The 18466-nt window shown below is 74.5% G+C and carries 13 protein-coding genes; 9 read left to right on the forward strand and 4 right to left on the reverse strand.

Features of this window, described 5'->3' with window-relative positions; all coding sequences use genetic code 11:
• The first annotated feature begins 82 nt into the window (after positions 1–82).
• The 3 genes from ftsH to DZA62_RS32725 are packed head-to-tail and all read left to right on the forward strand — an operon-like array spanning position 83 to position 5654.
• A complete protein-coding gene (ftsH, locus tag DZA62_RS32715) occupies positions 83–2005 on the forward strand; it encodes an ATP-dependent zinc metalloprotease FtsH (protein WP_116953170.1) in 1923 nt (640 codons plus the stop codon).
• 41 nt (positions 2006–2046) lie between these two features.
• Positions 2047–3792 carry an ABC transporter transmembrane domain-containing protein gene (locus tag DZA62_RS32720; RefSeq protein WP_116953171.1) on the forward strand — a complete coding sequence of 582 codons (1746 nt, stop codon included), beginning with the start codon at positions 2047–2049 and terminating at the stop codon, positions 3790–3792.
• A gap of 5 nt (positions 3793–3797) precedes the next feature.
• Complete coding sequence (locus tag DZA62_RS32725) at positions 3798–5654, forward strand: ABC transporter ATP-binding protein (protein ID WP_408620134.1); 1857 nt, start codon at positions 3798–3800, stop codon at positions 5652–5654.
• Here the strand turns inward: DZA62_RS32725 and DZA62_RS32730 are convergent.
• Together DZA62_RS32730 and DZA62_RS32735 are read right to left on the reverse strand one after the other, a co-directional pair.
• Positions 5571–6920: a sensor histidine kinase gene (locus DZA62_RS32730; protein ID WP_116953173.1), complete on the reverse strand. Its 1350-nt coding sequence runs from the start codon at positions 6918–6920 to the stop codon at positions 5571–5573. The two genes, DZA62_RS32725 and DZA62_RS32730, sit on opposite strands and share 84 nt — an antisense overlap.
• Positions 6917–7552, reverse strand: coding sequence for a response regulator transcription factor (locus DZA62_RS32735; RefSeq protein ID WP_116953174.1), 636 nt, complete (start codon positions 7550–7552; stop codon positions 6917–6919). Before DZA62_RS32735 ends, DZA62_RS32730 begins: the two co-directional genes overlap by 4 nt.
• A gap of 93 nt (positions 7553–7645) precedes the next feature.
• Between DZA62_RS32735 and DZA62_RS32740 the strand changes: the two genes are divergently transcribed.
• Genes DZA62_RS32740 through DZA62_RS32750 form a run of 3 tightly spaced genes read left to right on the forward strand, consistent with a single transcriptional unit; the run spans position 7646 to position 11246 of the window.
• Positions 7646–8698: an extracellular solute-binding protein gene (locus tag DZA62_RS32740; RefSeq protein WP_116953175.1), complete on the forward strand. Its 1053-nt coding sequence runs from the start codon at positions 7646–7648 to the stop codon at positions 8696–8698.
• A 44-nt stretch (positions 8699–8742) separates the two neighbouring features.
• Positions 8743–10221: an ABC transporter permease gene (locus DZA62_RS32745; protein ID WP_198664450.1), complete on the forward strand. Its 1479-nt coding sequence runs from the start codon at positions 8743–8745 to the stop codon at positions 10219–10221.
• Positions 10218–11246 (forward strand): ABC transporter ATP-binding protein, encoded by a 1029-nt coding sequence (locus DZA62_RS32750; RefSeq protein WP_116953176.1) that lies wholly within the window; start codon positions 10218–10220, stop codon positions 11244–11246. The genes DZA62_RS32745 and DZA62_RS32750 overlap by 4 nt, the downstream gene beginning before the upstream one ends.
• 15 nt (positions 11247–11261) lie before the next feature.
• Here DZA62_RS32750 and DZA62_RS32755 read toward each other — a convergent pair whose 3' ends face one another.
• Positions 11262–11753: an Lrp/AsnC family transcriptional regulator gene (locus DZA62_RS32755; RefSeq protein WP_116953177.1), complete on the reverse strand. Its 492-nt coding sequence runs from the start codon at positions 11751–11753 to the stop codon at positions 11262–11264.
• Between the two features lie 41 nt (positions 11754–11794).
• Between DZA62_RS32755 and DZA62_RS32760 the strand changes: the two genes are divergently transcribed.
• Positions 11795–15307 carry an indolepyruvate ferredoxin oxidoreductase family protein gene (locus DZA62_RS32760; protein WP_116953178.1) on the forward strand — a complete coding sequence of 1171 codons (3513 nt, stop codon included), beginning with the start codon at positions 11795–11797 and terminating at the stop codon, positions 15305–15307.
• Here DZA62_RS32760 and DZA62_RS32765 read toward each other — a convergent pair.
• Positions 15294–16400, reverse strand: a complete 1107-nt coding sequence (locus tag DZA62_RS32765) for a serine hydrolase domain-containing protein (protein WP_116953179.1) — start codon at positions 16398–16400, stop codon at positions 15294–15296. The two genes, DZA62_RS32760 and DZA62_RS32765, sit on opposite strands and share 14 nt — an antisense overlap.
• 113 nt (positions 16401–16513) lie before the next feature.
• On the opposite strand from DZA62_RS32765, the gene DZA62_RS32770 reads away from it, so the two are divergent.
• Both DZA62_RS32770 and DZA62_RS32775 read left to right on the forward strand, forming a co-directional pair.
• Positions 16514–17065, forward strand: coding sequence for a Cif family virulence factor (locus tag DZA62_RS32770; RefSeq protein WP_116953180.1), 552 nt, complete (start codon positions 16514–16516; stop codon positions 17063–17065).
• Positions 17066–17068: 3 nt separating this feature from the next.
• Entirely contained in the window at positions 17069–18454 is a 1386-nt protein-coding gene (locus tag DZA62_RS32775) for an amidohydrolase family protein (RefSeq protein ID WP_116953181.1), read from the forward strand.
• Positions 18455–18466: the final 12 nt, after the last annotated feature.

Consider the following 18466-nt stretch of genomic DNA (forward strand, 5'->3'; position numbering starts at 1 on the left):
CGGCGCGGACGTGCATCGTGGCAGCGAAGGCCCCTCCGGAGCAACACTGGAGGTGTTGGTGGTGGGTGTCGTGGGAGCTGACATGGTCGGGCGAGTTCTGCTGGATCGCCGGCATCGGACGTCGCCGGCCAAGCCCGGCCCGCCCGACGAGCCGCCGCGGCGGGTGCCGCCGCCTCCGCCACGGTGGCAGCGGTGGCTGGTGCCGTTGCTGTTGCTGGCGACGGTCCTGCTGCTGTGGCTGCCCGGCCTGGTCTCGACGAAGGCGTCGTCGGTGCCGTACAGCGAGTTCGTCACGAAGGTCGACGCCGGCGACGTGAAGTCGGTGACGATCAACGACAAGGGCGCGGTCGACGGGACCTACACCGATGGCTCGGACTTCACCACCCAGGTGCCGACCGCCATCGACACCGCCGGTCTGAACGCCGGCCTCGAGGCGCACAAGGTCGAGGTGACCGCCACTCAGAGCAGTACGTCGTTCGTCTCGGTGCTGCTCGGCTGGCTGCCGTTGATCCTGATCGTCGGGTTGTTCGTGTGGATGGGGCGGCAGGCGCAACGGTCCCTGGCCGGCGGGCTGGGCGGGTTCGGCCGGGCCCGGGCGCAGATCATCGAGGCCGAGCGCCCGACGACGAGATTCACCGACGTGGCCGGCTACGAGGGCGTCAAGCAGGAGGTGTCGGAGGTCGTCGACTTCCTGCGCGACCCGGAGCGCTACCGGGCCGCAGGCGCGAAGGGTCCGCGCGGCGTCATCATGGTCGGGCCGCCGGGCACCGGCAAGACGCTGCTCGCGAGGGCGGTCGCCGGCGAGGCCGCGGTGCCGTTCCTGTCGATCACCGGATCGGCGTTCATCGAGATGTTCGTCGGTGTGGGCGCGTCCCGGGTGCGCGACCTGTTCGACGACGCGCGCAAACGGGCGCCGTCGATCGTCTTCATCGACGAGCTCGACGCGGTGGGCTCGCGGCGCGGCGGCGCCGTCATCGGCGGGAACGACGAGCGGGAACAGACGCTCAACCAGCTGCTGGCCGAGCTGGACGGCTTCGACCCCAACGTGGGCATCGTCGTGCTCGGGGCCACCAACCGGCCCGAGGCGCTGGACCCCGCCCTGCTGCGGCCCGGCCGGTTCGACCGGCAGGTCACGGTCCCGCTGCCCAACCAGGCCGAGCGCGAGGCGATCCTCACCGTGCACGCGCTGGGCAAGCGGCCCGGCGACGACGTCGAGCTGGGCCGCGTCGCCCGTGGCACGCCGGGGTTCTCCGGCGCGGACCTGGCGAACCTGGTGAACGAGGCGGCGATCAACGCGGTCCGCGACGGGCGGACCACCATCACGGCCGCCGACCTCGACACCGCCCGGGACCGGACCCTGCTGGGCCGCCGGGAGACCTCGAACGCGCTGCTGCCCGACGAGCGGCGGGCCGTGGCGGTGCACGAGTCCGGGCACGCGCTGCTCGCGGCGCTGTGCGAGCACGCCGACCCGGTGGCCAAGGTGACCATCCTGCCGTCGGGCATGGCACTGGGCGTCACCGAGCAGCTCCCGGAGGCGGAGCGGCACCTCTACAGCGAGGACTACCTGCTGGACCTGCTCACCGTGCGTCTCGGCGGGCGGGCCGCGGAACTGGTCGTGTTCGGACAGGGCTCCACCGGCGCCGCGAACGACCTCGCGGGAGCCACGCAGATCGCCGTCCGCATGGTGCGCGAGTTCGGCCTGTCCAGCCGGGTCGGCCCGGTCGGGTACGGCACGGGACAGCCTCAGTACCTGGGCGAGTCGCCCGACGACCTGCTGCGCAAGCCCTACTCCGAGCAGACCCAGCGCCTGATCGACCAGGAGGTGGCCCGGCTGCTCACCGACGCCGAACACCGGGCCGTCGACCTGCTGCGCCTGCATCGCGGCGCACTCGACCGGCTCGCCGCCCGGCTGCAGGAACTGGAGACCGTCGACGGCGCGGTCGTCGAGGGCGTGCTGCGCGACGAACGCCTCGCCTCGGGAACGCCGGTCCGCCGCCCGCGCTGAGGCAGAGTCCGGCGCGAACGTGAGACCGCTAAGGTCGGCTGGTGCCGAACAGCCACGCGGCGGCGGATCGGACGACTGACGACTGGGTCCCTCCCGCGCCCCGCGACACCAGTGGCCCCTTCCGCTTCCTGCTCTGGCTCGCCCGGTCGCAGGCACGGCGCGTCGCGGCCGGCGCGGCGCTGGGGAGTGCCTGGATGGTCGGCCTGGCCGTGCCGCCGTGGGTGCTGTCGCGCGCGATCGATGACGGTCTCGTCGCCGGCGACACCGCCGCCCTGGTCACGTGGTCCGTGGTGCTGGTCGTGGTGAGCGTGCTGACCGCCGTGCTGGCGATTCTCCGGCATCGGACCATGACGAAGATCCGCATGGACGCGTCGTTCCGCACGGTGCGGACGGTCGTGCGGCACACCGCCCGGCTGGGCTCCTCGCTGTCCCGGCGGATCGGCACGGGCGAGGTGGTGACGATCGGGATCACCGACGTTCAGGCCGTCGCGCAGTCGATGACCGTGACGGGCCCGGGGTTCGGCGCGGTCGTGGCGTACGCGGTGGTCGCCGTGGTGCTGTATGCCATCTCGCCGCTCCTGGCCCTGGTCGTCCTCGCCGGGGTGCCGCTGCTGGCCGCGACCGTCGGGCCGCTGCTGCGCCACATCGAGCGCACCGGCGGCGACTACCGCCTGGACATGGGCCTGCTGACCACGCGGCTGGTGGACATCCTGGGCGGGCTGCGGGTGCTCAACGGCCTCGGAGGCAAGCAGTTCGCGGCCGAGCGCTACCTGGGGCGGTCGCGGGGGCTCGTGGAGCGCGGCTATCGTGCCGGCGGCCCGGCGAGCTGGGTGAGCGCGCTGGCGAGTGGGTTACCCGCATTGTTCCTGGCCGCGGTGGTGTGGCTGTCGGCGCGCATGACCGCACAGGGCGACATCACCGTCGGAGACCTCGTCGCGGTCTACGGCTACGTCGCCGTCCTGGTCGTGCCCGTGTCGTCCCTCATCGAGGGCGGCGGCGACCTCGCCCGCGCGCGGGTGGCCGCCCGCCGCATCGTCGGCCTGCTCGAGCTGCGGCCCGAACGCGACCGCGTCCGTGACGGGCTCGACGTCCCGCCGGGCTGCGGGCCGCTGGCCGACCCGGAGTCCGGCGTCGTCGTGCGGCCCGGTCTGTTCACGGCGCTGGTGAGCGCGCGTCCCGGCGAGGCCGTCGCGGTGATGGAGCGGCTGGGCCGCTTCACCCGCACCGACGCGACGTGGGCCGGGGTGCGGATCGACGCGGTGGCTCCCGGCCTGCTGCGCGAACGGCTGGTCGTGGCCGACAACGACGCCGAGCTGTTCGCGGGGACGGTGCGCACCGCCGTCGCCGGCCGCCATGAGCCCGACGACCAGCGGGTCCACGCGGCGGTGCGCACCGCGGTGGCGGAGGACGTCGTGGACGCGCTGCCCGGCGGCCTCGACGCGCCCGTCACCTGGGGCGCCAGCACCCTGTCGGGCGGGCAGCGGCAGCGGCTCCGTCTGGCGCGCGCCCTCTATGCCGCACCGGACGTGCTGCTGGCCGTCGAGCCGACCTCCGCGGTCGACGCGCACACCGAGGCCGCCGTGGTCGACCGGCTGCGCGCCGCCAGGCGCGGCCTCACGACGGTGGTGACGACGACGTCGCCGCTGGTGCTCGACCGGGCCGACGAGGTCGTCTTCCTGGCCAGGGGTCGCGCCGTGGCGTCGGGCACGCACGAGGAGCTGCTGCGCGACGACCCCGCGTACCGTGACCTGGTCTCCCGCGTGCAGGACGGGCAGGCCGGCTCGTGAGCGCCATGGTGCCCGTGGCAGGGGGAGCCCGCGTGCGGGCCGCGGCGTGGGCCGACCTGCGGGCGGAACGCGGCGCGGTGGCCGGCCTCCTGCTGCTCAACGTCCTGGCCTCCGCGGCGGGCCTCGCCGGGCCGTGGCTGCTCGGCCGGATCGTCGACGCGGTCCGGGCGGGCTCCGGCGACGTGCTCGGCACCGTCGATCGCCTGGCGCTCGGCGTGCTGGTGTTCACCGTCGCGCAGGTGCTGCTGGGGCGGTGGGCACTCGCGGTGGGCTACCGGTTCGGTGAGCGCACGGCGGCCCGGGTGCGCGAGCGGTTCCTGGCGCGTGCGCTCGCGCTGCCGCCGTCCGTCGCGGAGCATGTGCCCGCCGGCGACCTGGTCGCCCGGGGGAGCACGGACGCCTCCGTGGTGGCGACGACGCTGCGCCGGGCGGTGCCCGAGGTCGTCGTGGCCGTCGTCCAGGCCGGTTTGCTCATCGCCGCGGTGCTGGTGCTGAACCCGCTGCTCGGACTGTGCGGACTGGTGTGCCTCGTGGGTGTGGGCGCAGCGCTGCGCTGGTACCTGCGGCGGGCCCGTCCGGCCTACCTGACCGAGGCGGCCACCGGCGCGCGGCTCGCCGACGTCGTCACGAGCACCGCGAAGGGTGCCCGCACGATCGAGGCGCTCGCACTGGAGGACCGACGCGCGCAGGCCGCGGACGCGGCGGTCGCCGACGCGAGGGCCGCCCGGCTCCGGACGCTGTGGCTGCGGACCGTCCTGTTCCCGTCGTTCGACGTCTCCTGCGCGCTGCCGGTCGTCGGCGTTCTGCTGGTGGGCGGGGCGATGCACGCGAACGGTCTGGTCAGCGTCGGCGTGGTGGTCACCGCGACGGTGTACATGCGGCAGCTGGTGGGTCCGCTGGACACGCTGACGCTGTGGGTGGAGCAGGTCCAGGGAGCGATCGCGTCCTACGCGCGGCTCGAGGGACTCGCGGAGGTGCCGCGCGAGGAGCCCGGTCCCGCCGGGTCGCCCGAGGACGACCGCATCGAGGTGTCCGGCGTCCGCTACGCCTACGACGGCGGCCGGGACGTGCTGCGTGGGGTCGACCTGGTGGTTCGGCCCGGCGAGCGGCTGGCCGTCGTCGGCGCCTCAGGAGCGGGGAAGTCCACGCTGGCCCGGCTGCTGGCGGGTCTCGACCGGCCGCGAACCGGGTCGGTGACCGTGGGCGGGACGCCCGTGGCCGACCTGCCCCCGGACCGGCTGCGCGAACAGGTGGTGCTGGTGACCCAGGACCACCACGTCTTCCACGACACGGTGCGCGACAACCTGCGGGTGGTGCGGCCGCACGCCTCCGACGAGGAGCTGCGCGGCGCGCTCGAGGCGGTGGGCGCGCGCTGGATCGACGACCTGCCGCGGGGCCTGGACACCGAGATCGGCGCCGGCATCAGTCTCGATGGCGCGCGTGCCCAGCAGCTGTCGCTGGCGCGGGTCGTGCTCGCCGGCCCGCACACCCTGATCCTGGACGAGGCGACGGCGCTGCTCGACCCGAGGACCGCGCGGGAGACGGAGCGGTCGCTGGCGGCGCTGCTGCGCGGGCGCACGGTCATCGCCATCGCCCACCGGCTGCAGACCGCGCACGACGCCGACCGGGTGGCGGTGCTGGAGGCCGGCGAACTGGTCGAGCTCGGCACCCACGACCAGCTCGTCAGCGCGGGCGGCCACTACGCCCGCCTGTGGGCCTCGTGGCACGGCGGGCACGACGGGCGGGACCCGGGACGACAGCCTGGCGCGGCCGGCGCCTCACCGCACCCGGCTGCCGGCACCGGGACCCGGTGGCGGTCCGTGCGGGATACGGACGGTAACGCGACTGCCGGTCCCGGGTGACGAGCGCACGGTGAGCCCGCCACCCTCGTCCGTGAGGGCCTGCTCGACCAGCCGCAGCCCGAGGTGGCCGGTGGCGCGCGCCGCCGCGGGATCGAAGCCCACGCCGTCGTCGGCGACGGTCACGGTCAGCGCGTCGCCGTCGTCGGCCGCGCTGACCGCGACGTGGGTGGCCGCGCCGTGGCGGACCGCGTTGCGGAGCAGCTCGCGGACGCCGTGGTAGACGAGGAACGCGCGGTGGTCGTCCAGGGACAGCCCCGGCGCGGCGTCGACGGTGACCGCCGGCGGGTCCGCCGCTCGCGCCGTCACCTCAGCGGCGAGTCGCTCGAGCAGCGCGGCCAGGTCGTCGGGCGCGGGGCCGGCGGGCGTGAGCTCGGTGAGCATCGTCCGCAGCTCGCGGACGTCGTCGGCGACCAGCGACCGGGCCCGCTGGAGCAGGCGTTCCCGCCCGGGATCGGCGGACTCGCCACCGGTCGCCGTGTCGAGCATCAGGCCGACACCGGCGAGGTCCTGGATGACGCCGTCGTGGAGCCGGCGCGCCAGTTCGCGCCGCTCCCGGTCCGAGGCGGCCAGCCCGTAGCGCAGCACGTCCTGACGCCGCTCGGCGTCGCGTCGCATGCGGCGCGCCAGCGCCAGCGTGAGCGGCAGGGTGAGCAGCGCGAGCAGGACCAGCGCGCCGAGGACGAGTGGCACCAGCGAGCCGGCGACGTGCCGGACGGTGCCGCCGATGTCGACGGGGACGTAGAGCTCGAGCCGCATCGGCGCGCCGCGGGCGTCCTCGAAGCCGATGAACACCTCGACGAGCTCGTCGGCCCGGTCGGTCTCGTAGCGGTGCTCGTCGTCGAGGGGGACCTGGAACGTGACCGCTTCGCCGGCGTCGAGCCGGCGAGCCAGGTCGCGGTCGACGGGCCGGGTCTCGCCCTCGATCCGGCGCTCGTCGGAGACGACGATGGTGGCGAGGTCGCCGTCGAGGCGCCAGATCTTCACCCGGTCCACGAGCCCTGAGCGCAGGTACGGGTCGAGCGTGCGCATGACCCGGGCGCGGTGCTCCTCGTCGGCCGGCTCGTACTCGTAGCGGGCCAGCGCGACGATGACGGACTCGGCGATCTCCGTCGACACCTGTTCGGCGCTGCGGTGCGCCTCGTCGTCGGCGTAGCGCCAGATGCCGATCATCGTCACACCGGCCACGAGGACGAGGGCGAGCCCGGCCAGCGCGGCGTGGCGCAGCAGCGCCGAGCCCAGCGACCCGGGCCGGGGTCGCAGCCTCACGGGCGGTCGAGCTGGACCAGGCCGTGCCGGGCGGCGGTCACGACGGCCTCGAGCTGCGTGCGCGCCCGCAGTTTGGCCAGCAGTGCCTTGATGTGGTCGCGGACGGTGTGGATGGACAGCCCGCAGCTGCGGGCGATGCCGCGGGCGTCCCGGCCCTCGGCGAGCAGTTGGAGCACCTCGCGCTCGCGCGGGGTCAGGCCGTGCGCAGGGGGCTCGGGGAGCGCGGCGACGACGGGATGTTCGCGGGTGGCGGTGCGCACCGCGGCGACGATCTCGGCGAGGGCGCTCTCCTTGGCGAGGAAGGCCACGGCGCCGGCCGCGAGCGCGTCGGCGGCGAGGTCGGGCCGCGGGTAGGCCGTCAGCATCACGACCCGGGCGGCCGGCCGCAGGGCGAGCAGCGGTTCGACGAGCCGCAGCCCGCTGCCGCCGGGCAGGTGGTGGTCGACGACGGCGACGTCGAACACGGTGTCGCGGGCCAGCCGGAGGGCGTCGTCGACGGTGTGCGCGACGGCGGCGCAGCGCAGCCCGGGATCGGCGTCCAGGGCCAGGCCGAGAGCCTCGGCGAAGACGGCGTGATCGTCCACGACCAGGACGGAGAGGCAGCCGGACGGCGCCGCGAGTTCGGGGAGCACCCCCGAATCTTAGGGATCCACCCCCTTGATCAGCAAGGTTAGCCTGCCCTTATCCGGTGTTCGCCGGCCCTTCGTCACGACCTGAGGACCCTCATGCGCTCTCTCCGTCCGGGACTGCTCGCCGCCGCCGTGGGCAGTCTGCTGCTGCTGTCCGCCTGTGGTGATGACGCCGAGCCGGCCGCCGAGGGCACCGGCGCCGCCGAGGCGGCCGACGACGCGGACGAGCCCCTCGTCGTCTACTCCGGCCGCGACGAGGAGCTGGTCGGCCCGCTCCTGGAGCAGTTCGAGGACGCGTCCGGCCGCACCGTCGACGTGCGTTACGCCGGGACGACCGAGCTGGCGGCGCAGCTGCTGGAGGAGGGCGAGCAGACGCCCGCCGACGTGTTCCTGTCCCAGGACGCCGGCGCCCTGGGCGCGCTGGCCTCGGCCGGGCGGCTCGCCACGCTGCCCGAGGAGGTCACGTCCGCCGTCGCCCCGGAGTACAGCTCGCGCGACGGGTCCTGGGTCGCGCTGACGGGGCGGGCGCGGGTCGTCGCCTACGACAGCCAGACCTACACCGAGGCGGACGTCCCCGGCGACGTCCAGGCGCTGGCCGACCCGCGGTGGCGCGGCCAGGTCGCCATCGCCCCGACGAACGCGTCGTTCCAGTCGTTCGTCACCGCGCTGCGGGTGTCGGAGGGCGAGGAGGCCGCCCGGGCCTGGTTGGAGGGGCTCGTCGCCAACGAGGCGCAGATCCACTCCGGCAACGGCGCGATCCTGGAGGCCGTCAACACCGGCGCGGCCGGCCTGGGCCTGATCAACCACTACTACTGGGCCGGCCACGAGAGCGACCCGGCCCAGCTGCGGGTCCAGCTCAAGTTCGGCGACCCTGGCAGCGTGAGTGCCCTGGTCAACACGTCCGGCGTGGGCGTGCTCGCCGAGGCCGGCGGCTCCGAGGCCGCGCTGGAGCTGGTCGACTTCCTCCTGAGCGAGCAGGCGCAGACCTACTTCGCCGAGGAGACGGCGGAGTACCCCCTGGTCGACGGCGTCACCGGCCCGCAGGGCGTGCCCGCACTGGCCGACCTGGGCGCGCCGGACCTCGACCTGTCGCAGCTGGAGTCGCTGGAGGACACCGTCGGCCTGCTCACCGAGGTGGGACTGCTCTGAGCGAGCGCCGTCCGCCCGTCGCGCTGCTGGCGGCCGCCACCCTCGTGGCGGCCGCCGCGGCGATCCCGCTGGGCTACCTGGTCGTCCGCGTCGCCGATGCCGGCGCGGACCGCGCCTGGCAGGCGCTGTGGCGCGAGCGCACCTGGGAGCTGGCGGTCAACTCCGCGGTGCTGGTCGGGCTGGTCTCGGCCGGCTGCCTCGTGCTCGGGGTGGCGCTGGCCTGGCTGCTGACCCGGGCCGACCTGCCGGCCCGCCGGCTGTGGTGGGTGCTCGCGTCGCTGCCGCTGGCGATGCCGTCGTACGTGGCGGCGTTCGCCTGGCTGGCCACCTGGCCCGGCATACACGGGCTGTGGCCGCTGACCGCCGTCATGGTGCTGGCCTGCCTGCCGTACGTGACACTGCCCACGATGGCGGCGTTCCGGCTCGCCGACCAGGGACTCTCCGACGTCGCGCGGACGCTCGGGCGGGGTGCCGCCGGCACGTTCCTGACGGTGACGCTGCCGCAGGTGCTGCCGGCCGCCCTGGCCGGGACGCTGCTGGCCGCCCTGTACACGCTGTCCGACTTCGGCGCGGTGTCGCTGTTCCGGTACGAGGCCTACACCTGGGCCGTCCACGCCGCCTACCAGGGCACCTTCGACCGGACCCTGGCCGCGGTGATGGCGCTGGTCCTGGCCGTCCTCGCGCTGCTGGTCGTGCTGGCCGAGCGGGCCGCCAGGCGGCGGGCCGGCCGCGGCGCCGTGGCCACCGTCCGGACCACCGCCCCGGCTGCTCCGGTGCGCCTCGGCCGGGCCGGGACGGTGGCGGCGCTGGTGGCCATGACGGCGCTCGCCGCGGCCTCGCTGGCCTTCCCGCTGACCGTGCTGGCCGGTCGGCTGGCCGCCGCCACCCGCGTCGAGATCGACTGGGCCGGACTGGGGGAGAGCGCCCTGTCCACCGTCACCCTCAGCACCGCCGGTGCTCTGCTCACGGTCGTGCTCGCGCTGCCGATCGCGCACCTGGCGGCGCGGCGGCGGACCCGGACGGTGGCGGCGCTGGAGGGTGTGTCGTACCTCGGCCACGCGCTGCCCGGGATCGTCGTCGGGCTCTCCCTGGTCTTCTTCTCGCTGCGGGTCGTGCCCGGCCTCTACCAGAGCGCCGCCGTCCTGTGCTTCGCCTACGCGGTGCTCTTCCTGCCCAAGGCGATCGGAGCCACCCGGGCCGCCGTCGAACGCACCCCGCCTGCCGTCGAGGAGGTCGCGCGGACGCTGGGCCGGTCGGCGCTGCGGACCTGGGCCGGGGTCACCCTCCGGCACGCCGCCCCGGGCGTCGCCGCGGCGGCGCTGCTCGTCGCCGTCACGGCGATGAAGGAACTGCCCGCGACCCTCCTGCTGCGGCCCACCGGGGTCGACACGCTGGCCACCGAGCTGTGGCAGCGCACCGCGGTCGGCGCCTACGGCGCGGCGACTCCGGCGGCGCTCGCCCTGGTGCTCGTCGCCGCCGTGCCGGCCTGGCTGCTCTCACGACCGGAACGGATCCGCCGATGACCCTCGAACTGCGCCGGCTCGTGGCGGGCTACCGCACCGGGCCCGTCCTGCACGACGTCTCCCTCGACGTCGAGGAGCGCGAGTTCGTCAGCGTCCTCGGTGTCAGCGGCAGCGGCAAGACGACGCTGCTGCGCACCGTCGCGGGCCTGCACCGGCCCGACTCCGGACGCATCGTGCTGGGCGGACGCGACGTCACCGGGCTGGCGCCCGAGCGCCGCCGGATCGGCCTGGTGCCGCAGGAGGGTGCGCTGTTCGGGCACCTCACCGTCGCGCAGAACGTCGGCTTCGGCCTGCGCGGGGGCCGCTGGCCGACCCGCTCGCGACCGGCTCGGATCGCCGCCCTGCTCGACCTCGTCGGCCTCGCGGACCACGGCCGGCGGATGCCGCACGAGCTCTCCGGCGGTCAACGCCAGCGGGTCGCCCTCGCCCGCGCCCTCGCGCCCGAGCCGGACCTCGTGCTGCTCGACGAGCCGTTCGCCGCGCTGGACTCCACCCTCCGGGCGGGCCTGCGCGATCAGGTGCGCGCCGTGCTGCGCGAGAGCGGCACCGCGGCCGTGCTCATCACGCACGACCAGGACGAGGCGCTCTCCCTCAGCGACCGCGTCGCCGTGCTGTCCGGCGGCCGCATCGTCCAGACCGGCACGCCCCGGGAGCTCTACCGCAGCCCCCGCACGGGCTGGCTGGCCCGCTTCCTCGGCGACGCCCTGCTGCTGCCCGGCCGCACCGACGGCACCCTGGTGTCGACGCCGCTGGGCCGGCACGAACACGCCGCGACCGATCCCGGCGAGGTCACCGTGGTGGTGCGCCCGGAACAGCTCGCCCTGTCCGCCGACGACGCGTACGACGGACCGGCGGCCGTCGTCGACAGGATCGCCTACTTCGGCCACGACCAGGTGGTGCACCTGACCCTGCCCGGCGGTGACAGTGCGCGGGCCCGGGTCGGCGCCGGCGTCGACCTCACACCGGGCGCCCGCGTGCGGGTGCGGCTCACCGGGCCCGTGCATCTCGTCGGCACCGGCACGTGAGGTGGCGCGGTCACGTCACCGATCGGAGGCGGAGGCGTCGCGGGCCATGCGCTCGATCAGCGGCCGGACCCGGTGCGGGACCCTCCGGCGCAGCACCGGCTCGGTCCGGCTCCGCAACACCCCGGGCACGGCCACGATCTGCTGGATGACCTCCTCGGTGTTCTCCGGGCCGGTGGAGACGACGTGGCACATCAGGTCGGCGTCGCCGGCGATGGAGTCGACCTGGATCACCTCGGGGATCTCGGCGAGCCGCTCGGTGACGTGGTCGAGCACCCCCTGCGCCAGGTTCAGCCGCACATAGGCCAGGCCCGTGAAGCCGAGCGCGGCCGGCGCGAGGGTCGGCTCGTAGCCGGTGATCACGCCGAGCCGGGCCATCCGGTCCAGCCGGGACTGGACGGTGCCGCGGGCGACGCCGAGCAACCGGGCGTACTCGCGCACGCCGGCCCGGGGCCGCTCGAGACACAGCCGGAGGATCGAGAGGTCCAGCGGATCGAGTGCGGGTGTCACGGGTGCCTGGCCATTGGTCGTCTCGGAGCGCTCGAGGCGCGATGGTTTCGGACAACTGGCCCACTTCGAGCCGAGTAGCCTTGCCCGATGGTACGCCGATCCTCAGAGTAGGTGAACCATCGGCACACTCGGAAGGGCTCGACGTGACTGCGACCGTCGTCCGGCCCCGTGACCGCTACACGGCGGCTCGGGGACGGGTTCAGCTGACCGGCATCCAGGCCCTGGCCCGGCTGCCCATCGAGCAGGCCCGCCGCGACCGCAACGCCGGCCTCGACACAGGCACGTTCATCTCCGGCTACGAGGGGTCGCCCCTGGCCGGCTACGACCTCGAGCTGAACCGCATCCGCGACCTGCTCGAGGCGAACGCGGTGACCTTCGTGCCCGGGCTCAACGAGGAGGCGGCGGCCACGTCGGTGCAGGGCAGCCAGCTCGCGGCCACCGTCGACGGCGCGAGCCGCGACGGCGTCCTGGGCATCTGGTACGGCAAGGCGCCCGGGCTCGACCGCGCCACGGACGCCCTGCGGCACGGCAATCTGATGGGCGCCCACCCGTGCGGTGGCGCGCTCGTGCTGGTCGGCGACGACCCCGCCGCCAAGTCGAGCAGTGTGCCGTGCGCCTCGGAGTTCGCGCTGGCCGACCTCGCCATGCCCTTCCTCTATCCGGCGGACAGCGGCGAGGTGCTGGAGCTGGGGCTGCACGCCGTCGAGCTGTCGCGGGCCAGCGGGCTGTGGGTCGGGCTGAAGGTCGTGACATCGGTGGCCGACGGCACGTCGACCGTCGAGCTCGGCGACGACCGCCCCGGCCCGGTGCTGCCCGCCGGGGCGAAGCGGCACGTGCCGACGGCGCGGCTGCTGCAGCCGACGCTCGGCCCGCTCGAGCGCGACCAGCTCACCACCCGGCTGCGGCTGGCCCGGGAGTACGCGCGGCTGAACGACCTCAACCGGACCGTCGGGCGGGGGACGGCGGACCGGCTCGGGATCGTCGCCGCCGGTCGCACCCACCTGGACGTCGTGACGGCGCTGGAGAAGCTCGGCCTCGCGGCGGACGCGCTCGAGGACAGCCCGATCCGGCTGCTCAAGGTCGCCATGCCCTACCCGCTGGACGAGCAGGTGCTCCGCGAGTTCGCCGCCGGTCTCGACGAGGTCGTGGTCGTCGAGGAGAAGCGCTCCTTCCTGGCGACGGCGCTGCGCGACGCTCTCTACGACCTCGACCGCCGGCCGGTCGTGACGGGCAAGACCGACCCCGGCGGCGCCGAGCTGTTCCCGGCGCACGGCGAGCTCGACGTCGACCTCGTAGCGGCCCGGCTCGGCAGGCGGCTCGCCGCCCATGGATTGACGACGGAGGCACCGGACCGCAGTCCCACCGCACCGGCCGGCCGCACCCAGCTCCCGCTGCTGAAGCGTGCGCCGTACTTCTGCTCCGGCTGCCCGCACAACACCTCCACCAAGCCGCTCGACGGCTCGCTGACCGGCGCCGGGATCGGCTGCCACGCCATGGTGCTGCTGATGGACGAGGCGCAGGTCGGCACCGTCACCGGGCTGAGCCAGATGGGCGGCGAGGGGCTGCAGTGGATCGGCATGGCGCCGTTCGTGGACCGGGCGCACTACGTGCAGAACCTCGGCGACGGGACGTTCGACCACTCCGGCTCGCTGGCCATCAGGGCCGCCGTCGCCGCGGGCGTCAACATCACCTACAAGCTGCTCTACAACTCCGCGGTCGCGATGACCGGCGGGCAGCGTCCGGCGGGCGGCATGACCGTCGCCCAAGTGGTCGACGTGCTGCGCGCCGAGGGCGTGGCGCGCATCATCGTGACGACGGAGGACACCAGCCGGTACCGGCGGCACCGGCTCCCGGCCGGCGTCGTCGTCTGGGACCGCTCCCGGTTCGACGAGGCGCAGCGCGTGCTGGCCGCCACCCCCGGTGTCACCGTCCTCGTCCATGACCAGGAGTGCGCCACCGAGCGCCGCCGCCGCCGTCGTCGCTCGAAGGACCAGCGGCCGGAGACCCGCGTCGTCATCGACGAGCGGATCTGCGAGGGCTGCGGCGACTGTGGCCGTAAGTCCAACTGCCTGTCGGTGCAGCCCGTCGCCACCGAGTTCGGCCGCAAGACCGCGATCCACCAGGGGTCCTGCAACCTCGACTACAGCTGCCTGGAGGGCGACTGCCCGGCGTTCCTGACGGTCACGGGGCCGCCGGCCGCCGGCCGCGGCGCCGGGGTGGCGGGCATCGATGCGGCGGAGCTGCCCGACCCGCCCCCGGTCGCCGAGCGCGACGGGTTCGGCGCGCGGCTCGCGGGGGTCGGCGGCACCGGGGTGGTGACGGCGTCGCAGATCCTGGCCACCGCCGGTCTGCTGGCGGGCTGGAACGTGCGCTCCCTGGACCAGACGGGCCTGGCGCAGAAGGGCGGCGCCGTGGTGTCCGACGTCCGCTTCCGCCGCGCCGGCCAGGAGGCGAACAAGCTCGCGGCGGGGGAGTGCGACCTCTACCTGGGCTGCGACCTGCTGGTCGCCGCCGACCCCACGCACCTGGCCGTGGCCTCGCCCGGCCGCACCACCGCCGTCCTCTCGGTCGCCGAGCTGCCCACCGGCCGGATGGTGAGCGACGTCTCCGTCGGCTTCCCGGACGTCGACGAGCTGGCCGGGCGGGTCCGCGCCGGCGCGCGGACGACTCACCTGCTGGACGCGCGGGAGCTGACCACCGCGCTGTTCGGCGACGACCAGTACGCCAACCTGTTCCTCGTCGGCGCCGGGTTCCAGACCGGCGGGCTGCCGCTGCCGGCCGCGGCGATCGAGGAGGCGATCCGCCTCAACGGCGTCGCGGTCGACGCCAACCTGCAGGCATTCCGTCGTGGCCGCCAATACGTCGCCGCGCCCGACGTCGTCACCGCCCTGGCCGAGACGCGGAGCGCGAGCCGGCCCGCCGGGACGGGTGGGCTCGCGGACGTGGTGGCGCTGCGGGTCGCCGAGCTCACCGGCTACCAGAACGCCGCCTACGCGGCGCGGTACGCGGCGCGGGTCGAGCAGGTGCGCCTGGCGGAGGCGGCCGTCGACCCCGACTCGACGGTCCTGGCCGAGACGGTGGCGCGGAACCTGCACAAGTTGATGGCCTACAAGGACGAGTACGAGGTCGCCCGGCTGGCGGTGCGGCCGGAGTCCCGGGCCGAGATCGAGGAGCGATTCGGTCCCGGGGCCCGGGCGTCGTGGAACCTGCACCCGCCGGTGTTGCGCGCGCTCGGCATGAAACGCAAGCTGCGGCTGGGCCCCTGGTTCCGGGTCGTCTTCCGGGTGCTGCGGGCCATGCGATTCCTGCGGGGCACCGCGTTCGACCCGTTCGGCCGGGCCCGCGTCCGCCGGGTCGAGCGCGAGCTGGTCGGCGAGTACGCCGCGGTCGTCGACGAGCTGGTCGCCCGCCTCGACGCCGCGACGCTCGACCGGGCGGTGCGCGTCGCCGGCCTGCCCGACGTCGTGCGCGGCTACGAGGACGTCAAGCTCGCCAACGTCGAGCGCTACCGGGCCGAGCTGGCGGCGGCGCTGGCGGAGTTCAGACGGCCTTGATCAGGTTGTCGCCCATCGAGAGCGCGATCTGCCCGATGCGGCCGTGGTCGTGCAGGCGCCGGGTCACGTAGGCGACGGCGTGGTCGTTGGTGAACGACCAGTAGCCCGCGGAGCCGCCGAGGCCGCCCATGCCGATGAAGTGGTCGGTGCGGAACATGCCCAGTGTCCAGTTCACCCGCTCCTGGACGGTCTGGTCGACGTCGGTCACCTGGGTGGTGACGAACTCGGCATGCAGCTTCTCGCCCAGCAGCTCGCGCAGCGGGCCGTCCGGGTTGGTCACCGTGGCATAGAAGCCGGCGAGTGCCCGAGCCGACGTGTGCAGGTTGATCGCCGCGAACGTCGACTGCCGGAACGCGGCCGAGTTGATCCTCGTCATGTCCATCGCGCCGAGCGGCCGGGAGAGGGCGCGGTCGTAGGTCGGGCAGACCTCGACCAGCATCTGGGCCGCGCCGCCGGGCAGGCCGTGCTCGAGCTCGGCCACCCGCGGCAGCTCGCTCGTGGGGACGCCGAACCAGGCGTCCATGCCCAGCGCCGGCCGGGCCACGTCGTTGAACCAGTACCCGAGGGCCTGCCCGGTGGCGGCGCGCAGCACGCCGTCGAGCAGGTGACCGTAGGTGAGAGCGTGCTCGGCCAGCACGGTGCCCGGCCGGGTCTCGGGCGGCGCCGCCGCGAGGATCGCGCGCAGCGCCTCCTCGTCGATCAGGTCGACCGTCTCGGCCGCGGGCGGGAAGACGGACTGGCCCGCGCGGTGGGTGAGCACGTCGCGCAGAGTCGTCTCGTCCTTGCCCGCCTGCCAGTACTCGGGCCAATACGCCGCCACCGGCCGGTCCAGCTCCAGCCCGGCCGCGGCCGCGGCGGTCAGCGTGGCCAGCGCGGCGAACGGCTTGGAGGTCGAGTAGGTGTGCGCCAGGGTGTCCGGCTGCCACGGCTGCGTCCGCGCGGCGTCGCTCCAGCCGGCGGTGAGGTTGACGACCTCATGGCCCGCCGACCAGATCGACAGGCCGGCGCCGGTCTCCTGATGCTCGGCGACGAACCTGGTCAGTAGCTCGGTGACGCCCTCGTAGCCGTCGCCGGCGAATCCCTGGACCGACATGCTGAGCCTCCTCGCGGCCGTGTAATCAGATTACAGTCTGGCACCTCTGGTGCGGTCGCACCAGCCTATGTAATCTGATTACATCGAACCGGGTCGACCGGAAGGAGAGGCACGTGCAGAACCAGGCGAACGGGCAGGCCGAGGACGTGGAGCAACTGCTGAAGCTGCACCGCGACTGGTACTTCTCCAACTACAACATCAACATCGAGCTGATGCGGACCGTCTTCCCGCCGAAGCGCGACCAGTTCCTGATGTTCAACCTGAACGACCACCCCTACTTCGGGGTCGACGAACTCGACGCCCTGTGGTCCTTCTACGCGCGCACCGACCGGTGGGGCCTGTGCGAGGACCACGTCATCCGGGTCGACGTGTCGGGCGACATGGGCTACATCGTCTCGGAGGGCATCTACCCGTCCTGGGTGATCAAGGACGACGAGGGCAACCTCCTCCCCGAGGAGGTCGACGCGACCTTCCGGTACCGGTCCACCGAGATCTACAAGCGCGACGACGGCGAGGGCGGCGCCGAGTGGAAGATGTGGCACTTCCACTGCTCGACGCGCCCCGAGGACGATGCCGTGCCCGACGCGAAGACCGCCGAGGACACCTCGCGCAGGCGCGGCCTCGGCAACACGCCCGACAGTCAGGGCACCCTCGTCGAGTACTGAGCCATGGCCGACGCCACGGGAGCCGCGGCCTGCGACCTCCTGCTGACCGGCGGCGCCGTGGTCACCATGGACCCGGCGGCCGGCGTGATCGAGGACGGCGCCGTCGCGGTCGGCGGGGGACGGGTGACCGCCGTGGGGACCGCCGCCGAGCTGGCGGGTCTCCAGCCGTCGCGCAGCGTGGACTGCCGTGGCGCGGTGGTGCTGCCGGGTCTGATCGACACCCATACGCACCTGTACCAGGGCCTCGCTCGCAGCCTCGGTGAGGGCCGGCCCCTCTGGTCCTGGCTGGCGGACTTCATGTGGCCCTACGCCGCGCAGCTGACCAGGGAGGACGTCCGCGCGGCGGCGCTGCTCGGTGCGGTCGAGGCGGCCCGGGCCGGGACGACGGCGCTGCTGGACCACCATTACGCCCCGGCGGACCCCGAGACGGTCCTCGCGGTCGCCGAGGCGGTCGAGTCGGTGGGGCTGCGTGGCGCCGTCGCCCGCGGGATGGCGGGCACCCCGAGTGCGGTGGCCCGCGACCACGGGCTCGCCGGTGGGCTCTTCGCGCACTCCACCAGCGAGGAGATCGAGCTGACGCGGGAGTGCGTCGCGGCCCGGCCGCCCGGCAGTCGCGTCGCCGTCTGGCCCGGCCCGCACAACGTCACGTATGCGGACCAGGAGCTGCTGCGGGCGTCGGCCGAGCTGGCGCACGACCTGGGAACCGGCTGGCACGCGCACTGCGCCTCCACGCTTCGCGACCCCGAGGTGTACCGAGACGCCTACGGCACCACGCCGGTCGCGTGGCTGCACGACCAGGGCCTGCTCGGCCCGCGCAGCACGCTCGCCCACGGCATCCACCTGAGCGACGCCGAGGTGCGGATGGTGGGCGAGACCGGTGCCGCCGTGGCGCACTGCCCGGTGTCGAACCAGTACGGCGCCGACGGCGTCCTGCGGCTGCGCGAGCTGCGCGCGGCGGGTGCGGTCGTCGCGCTGGGCACCGACGGCGCGGCGTACAACCACCGTCAGGACCTCTTCGAATGCATGAAGCAGGCGGTCCTGGTCCAGCGCATGCACCGCCTGGATCCCGAGGCCTCGCGCAGCGACGAGGCACTGGCCCTCGCGACCCGCGAGGGGGCGCGGCTGCTCGGCGTCGACGCGGGCGTCCTGGCACCCGGCAAGCTGGCCGACCTCACGGTGGTCGGGCTCGGCGCGGCGCATCTGACGCCGCACCACGACGTCCAGGCTTCGCTCGTGTACGCGGCCCGCGGCTCCGACGTGCTCATGACCGTCGTGGGCGGCGAGGTCGTGTTCGAGGACGGCCGCTGCACCCGGGTGGACGAGGACGCGATCTGCGCGGAAGCACTCGAGCGCGCCACGGCCGTGGTGCGCCGCGCCGGGATCGCCTGAGGAAGGACCCCA

The sequence above is a fragment of the Jiangella endophytica genome, assembly GCF_003427025.1.
Classification (GTDB): domain Bacteria; phylum Actinomycetota; class Actinomycetes; order Jiangellales; family Jiangellaceae; genus Jiangella; species Jiangella endophytica.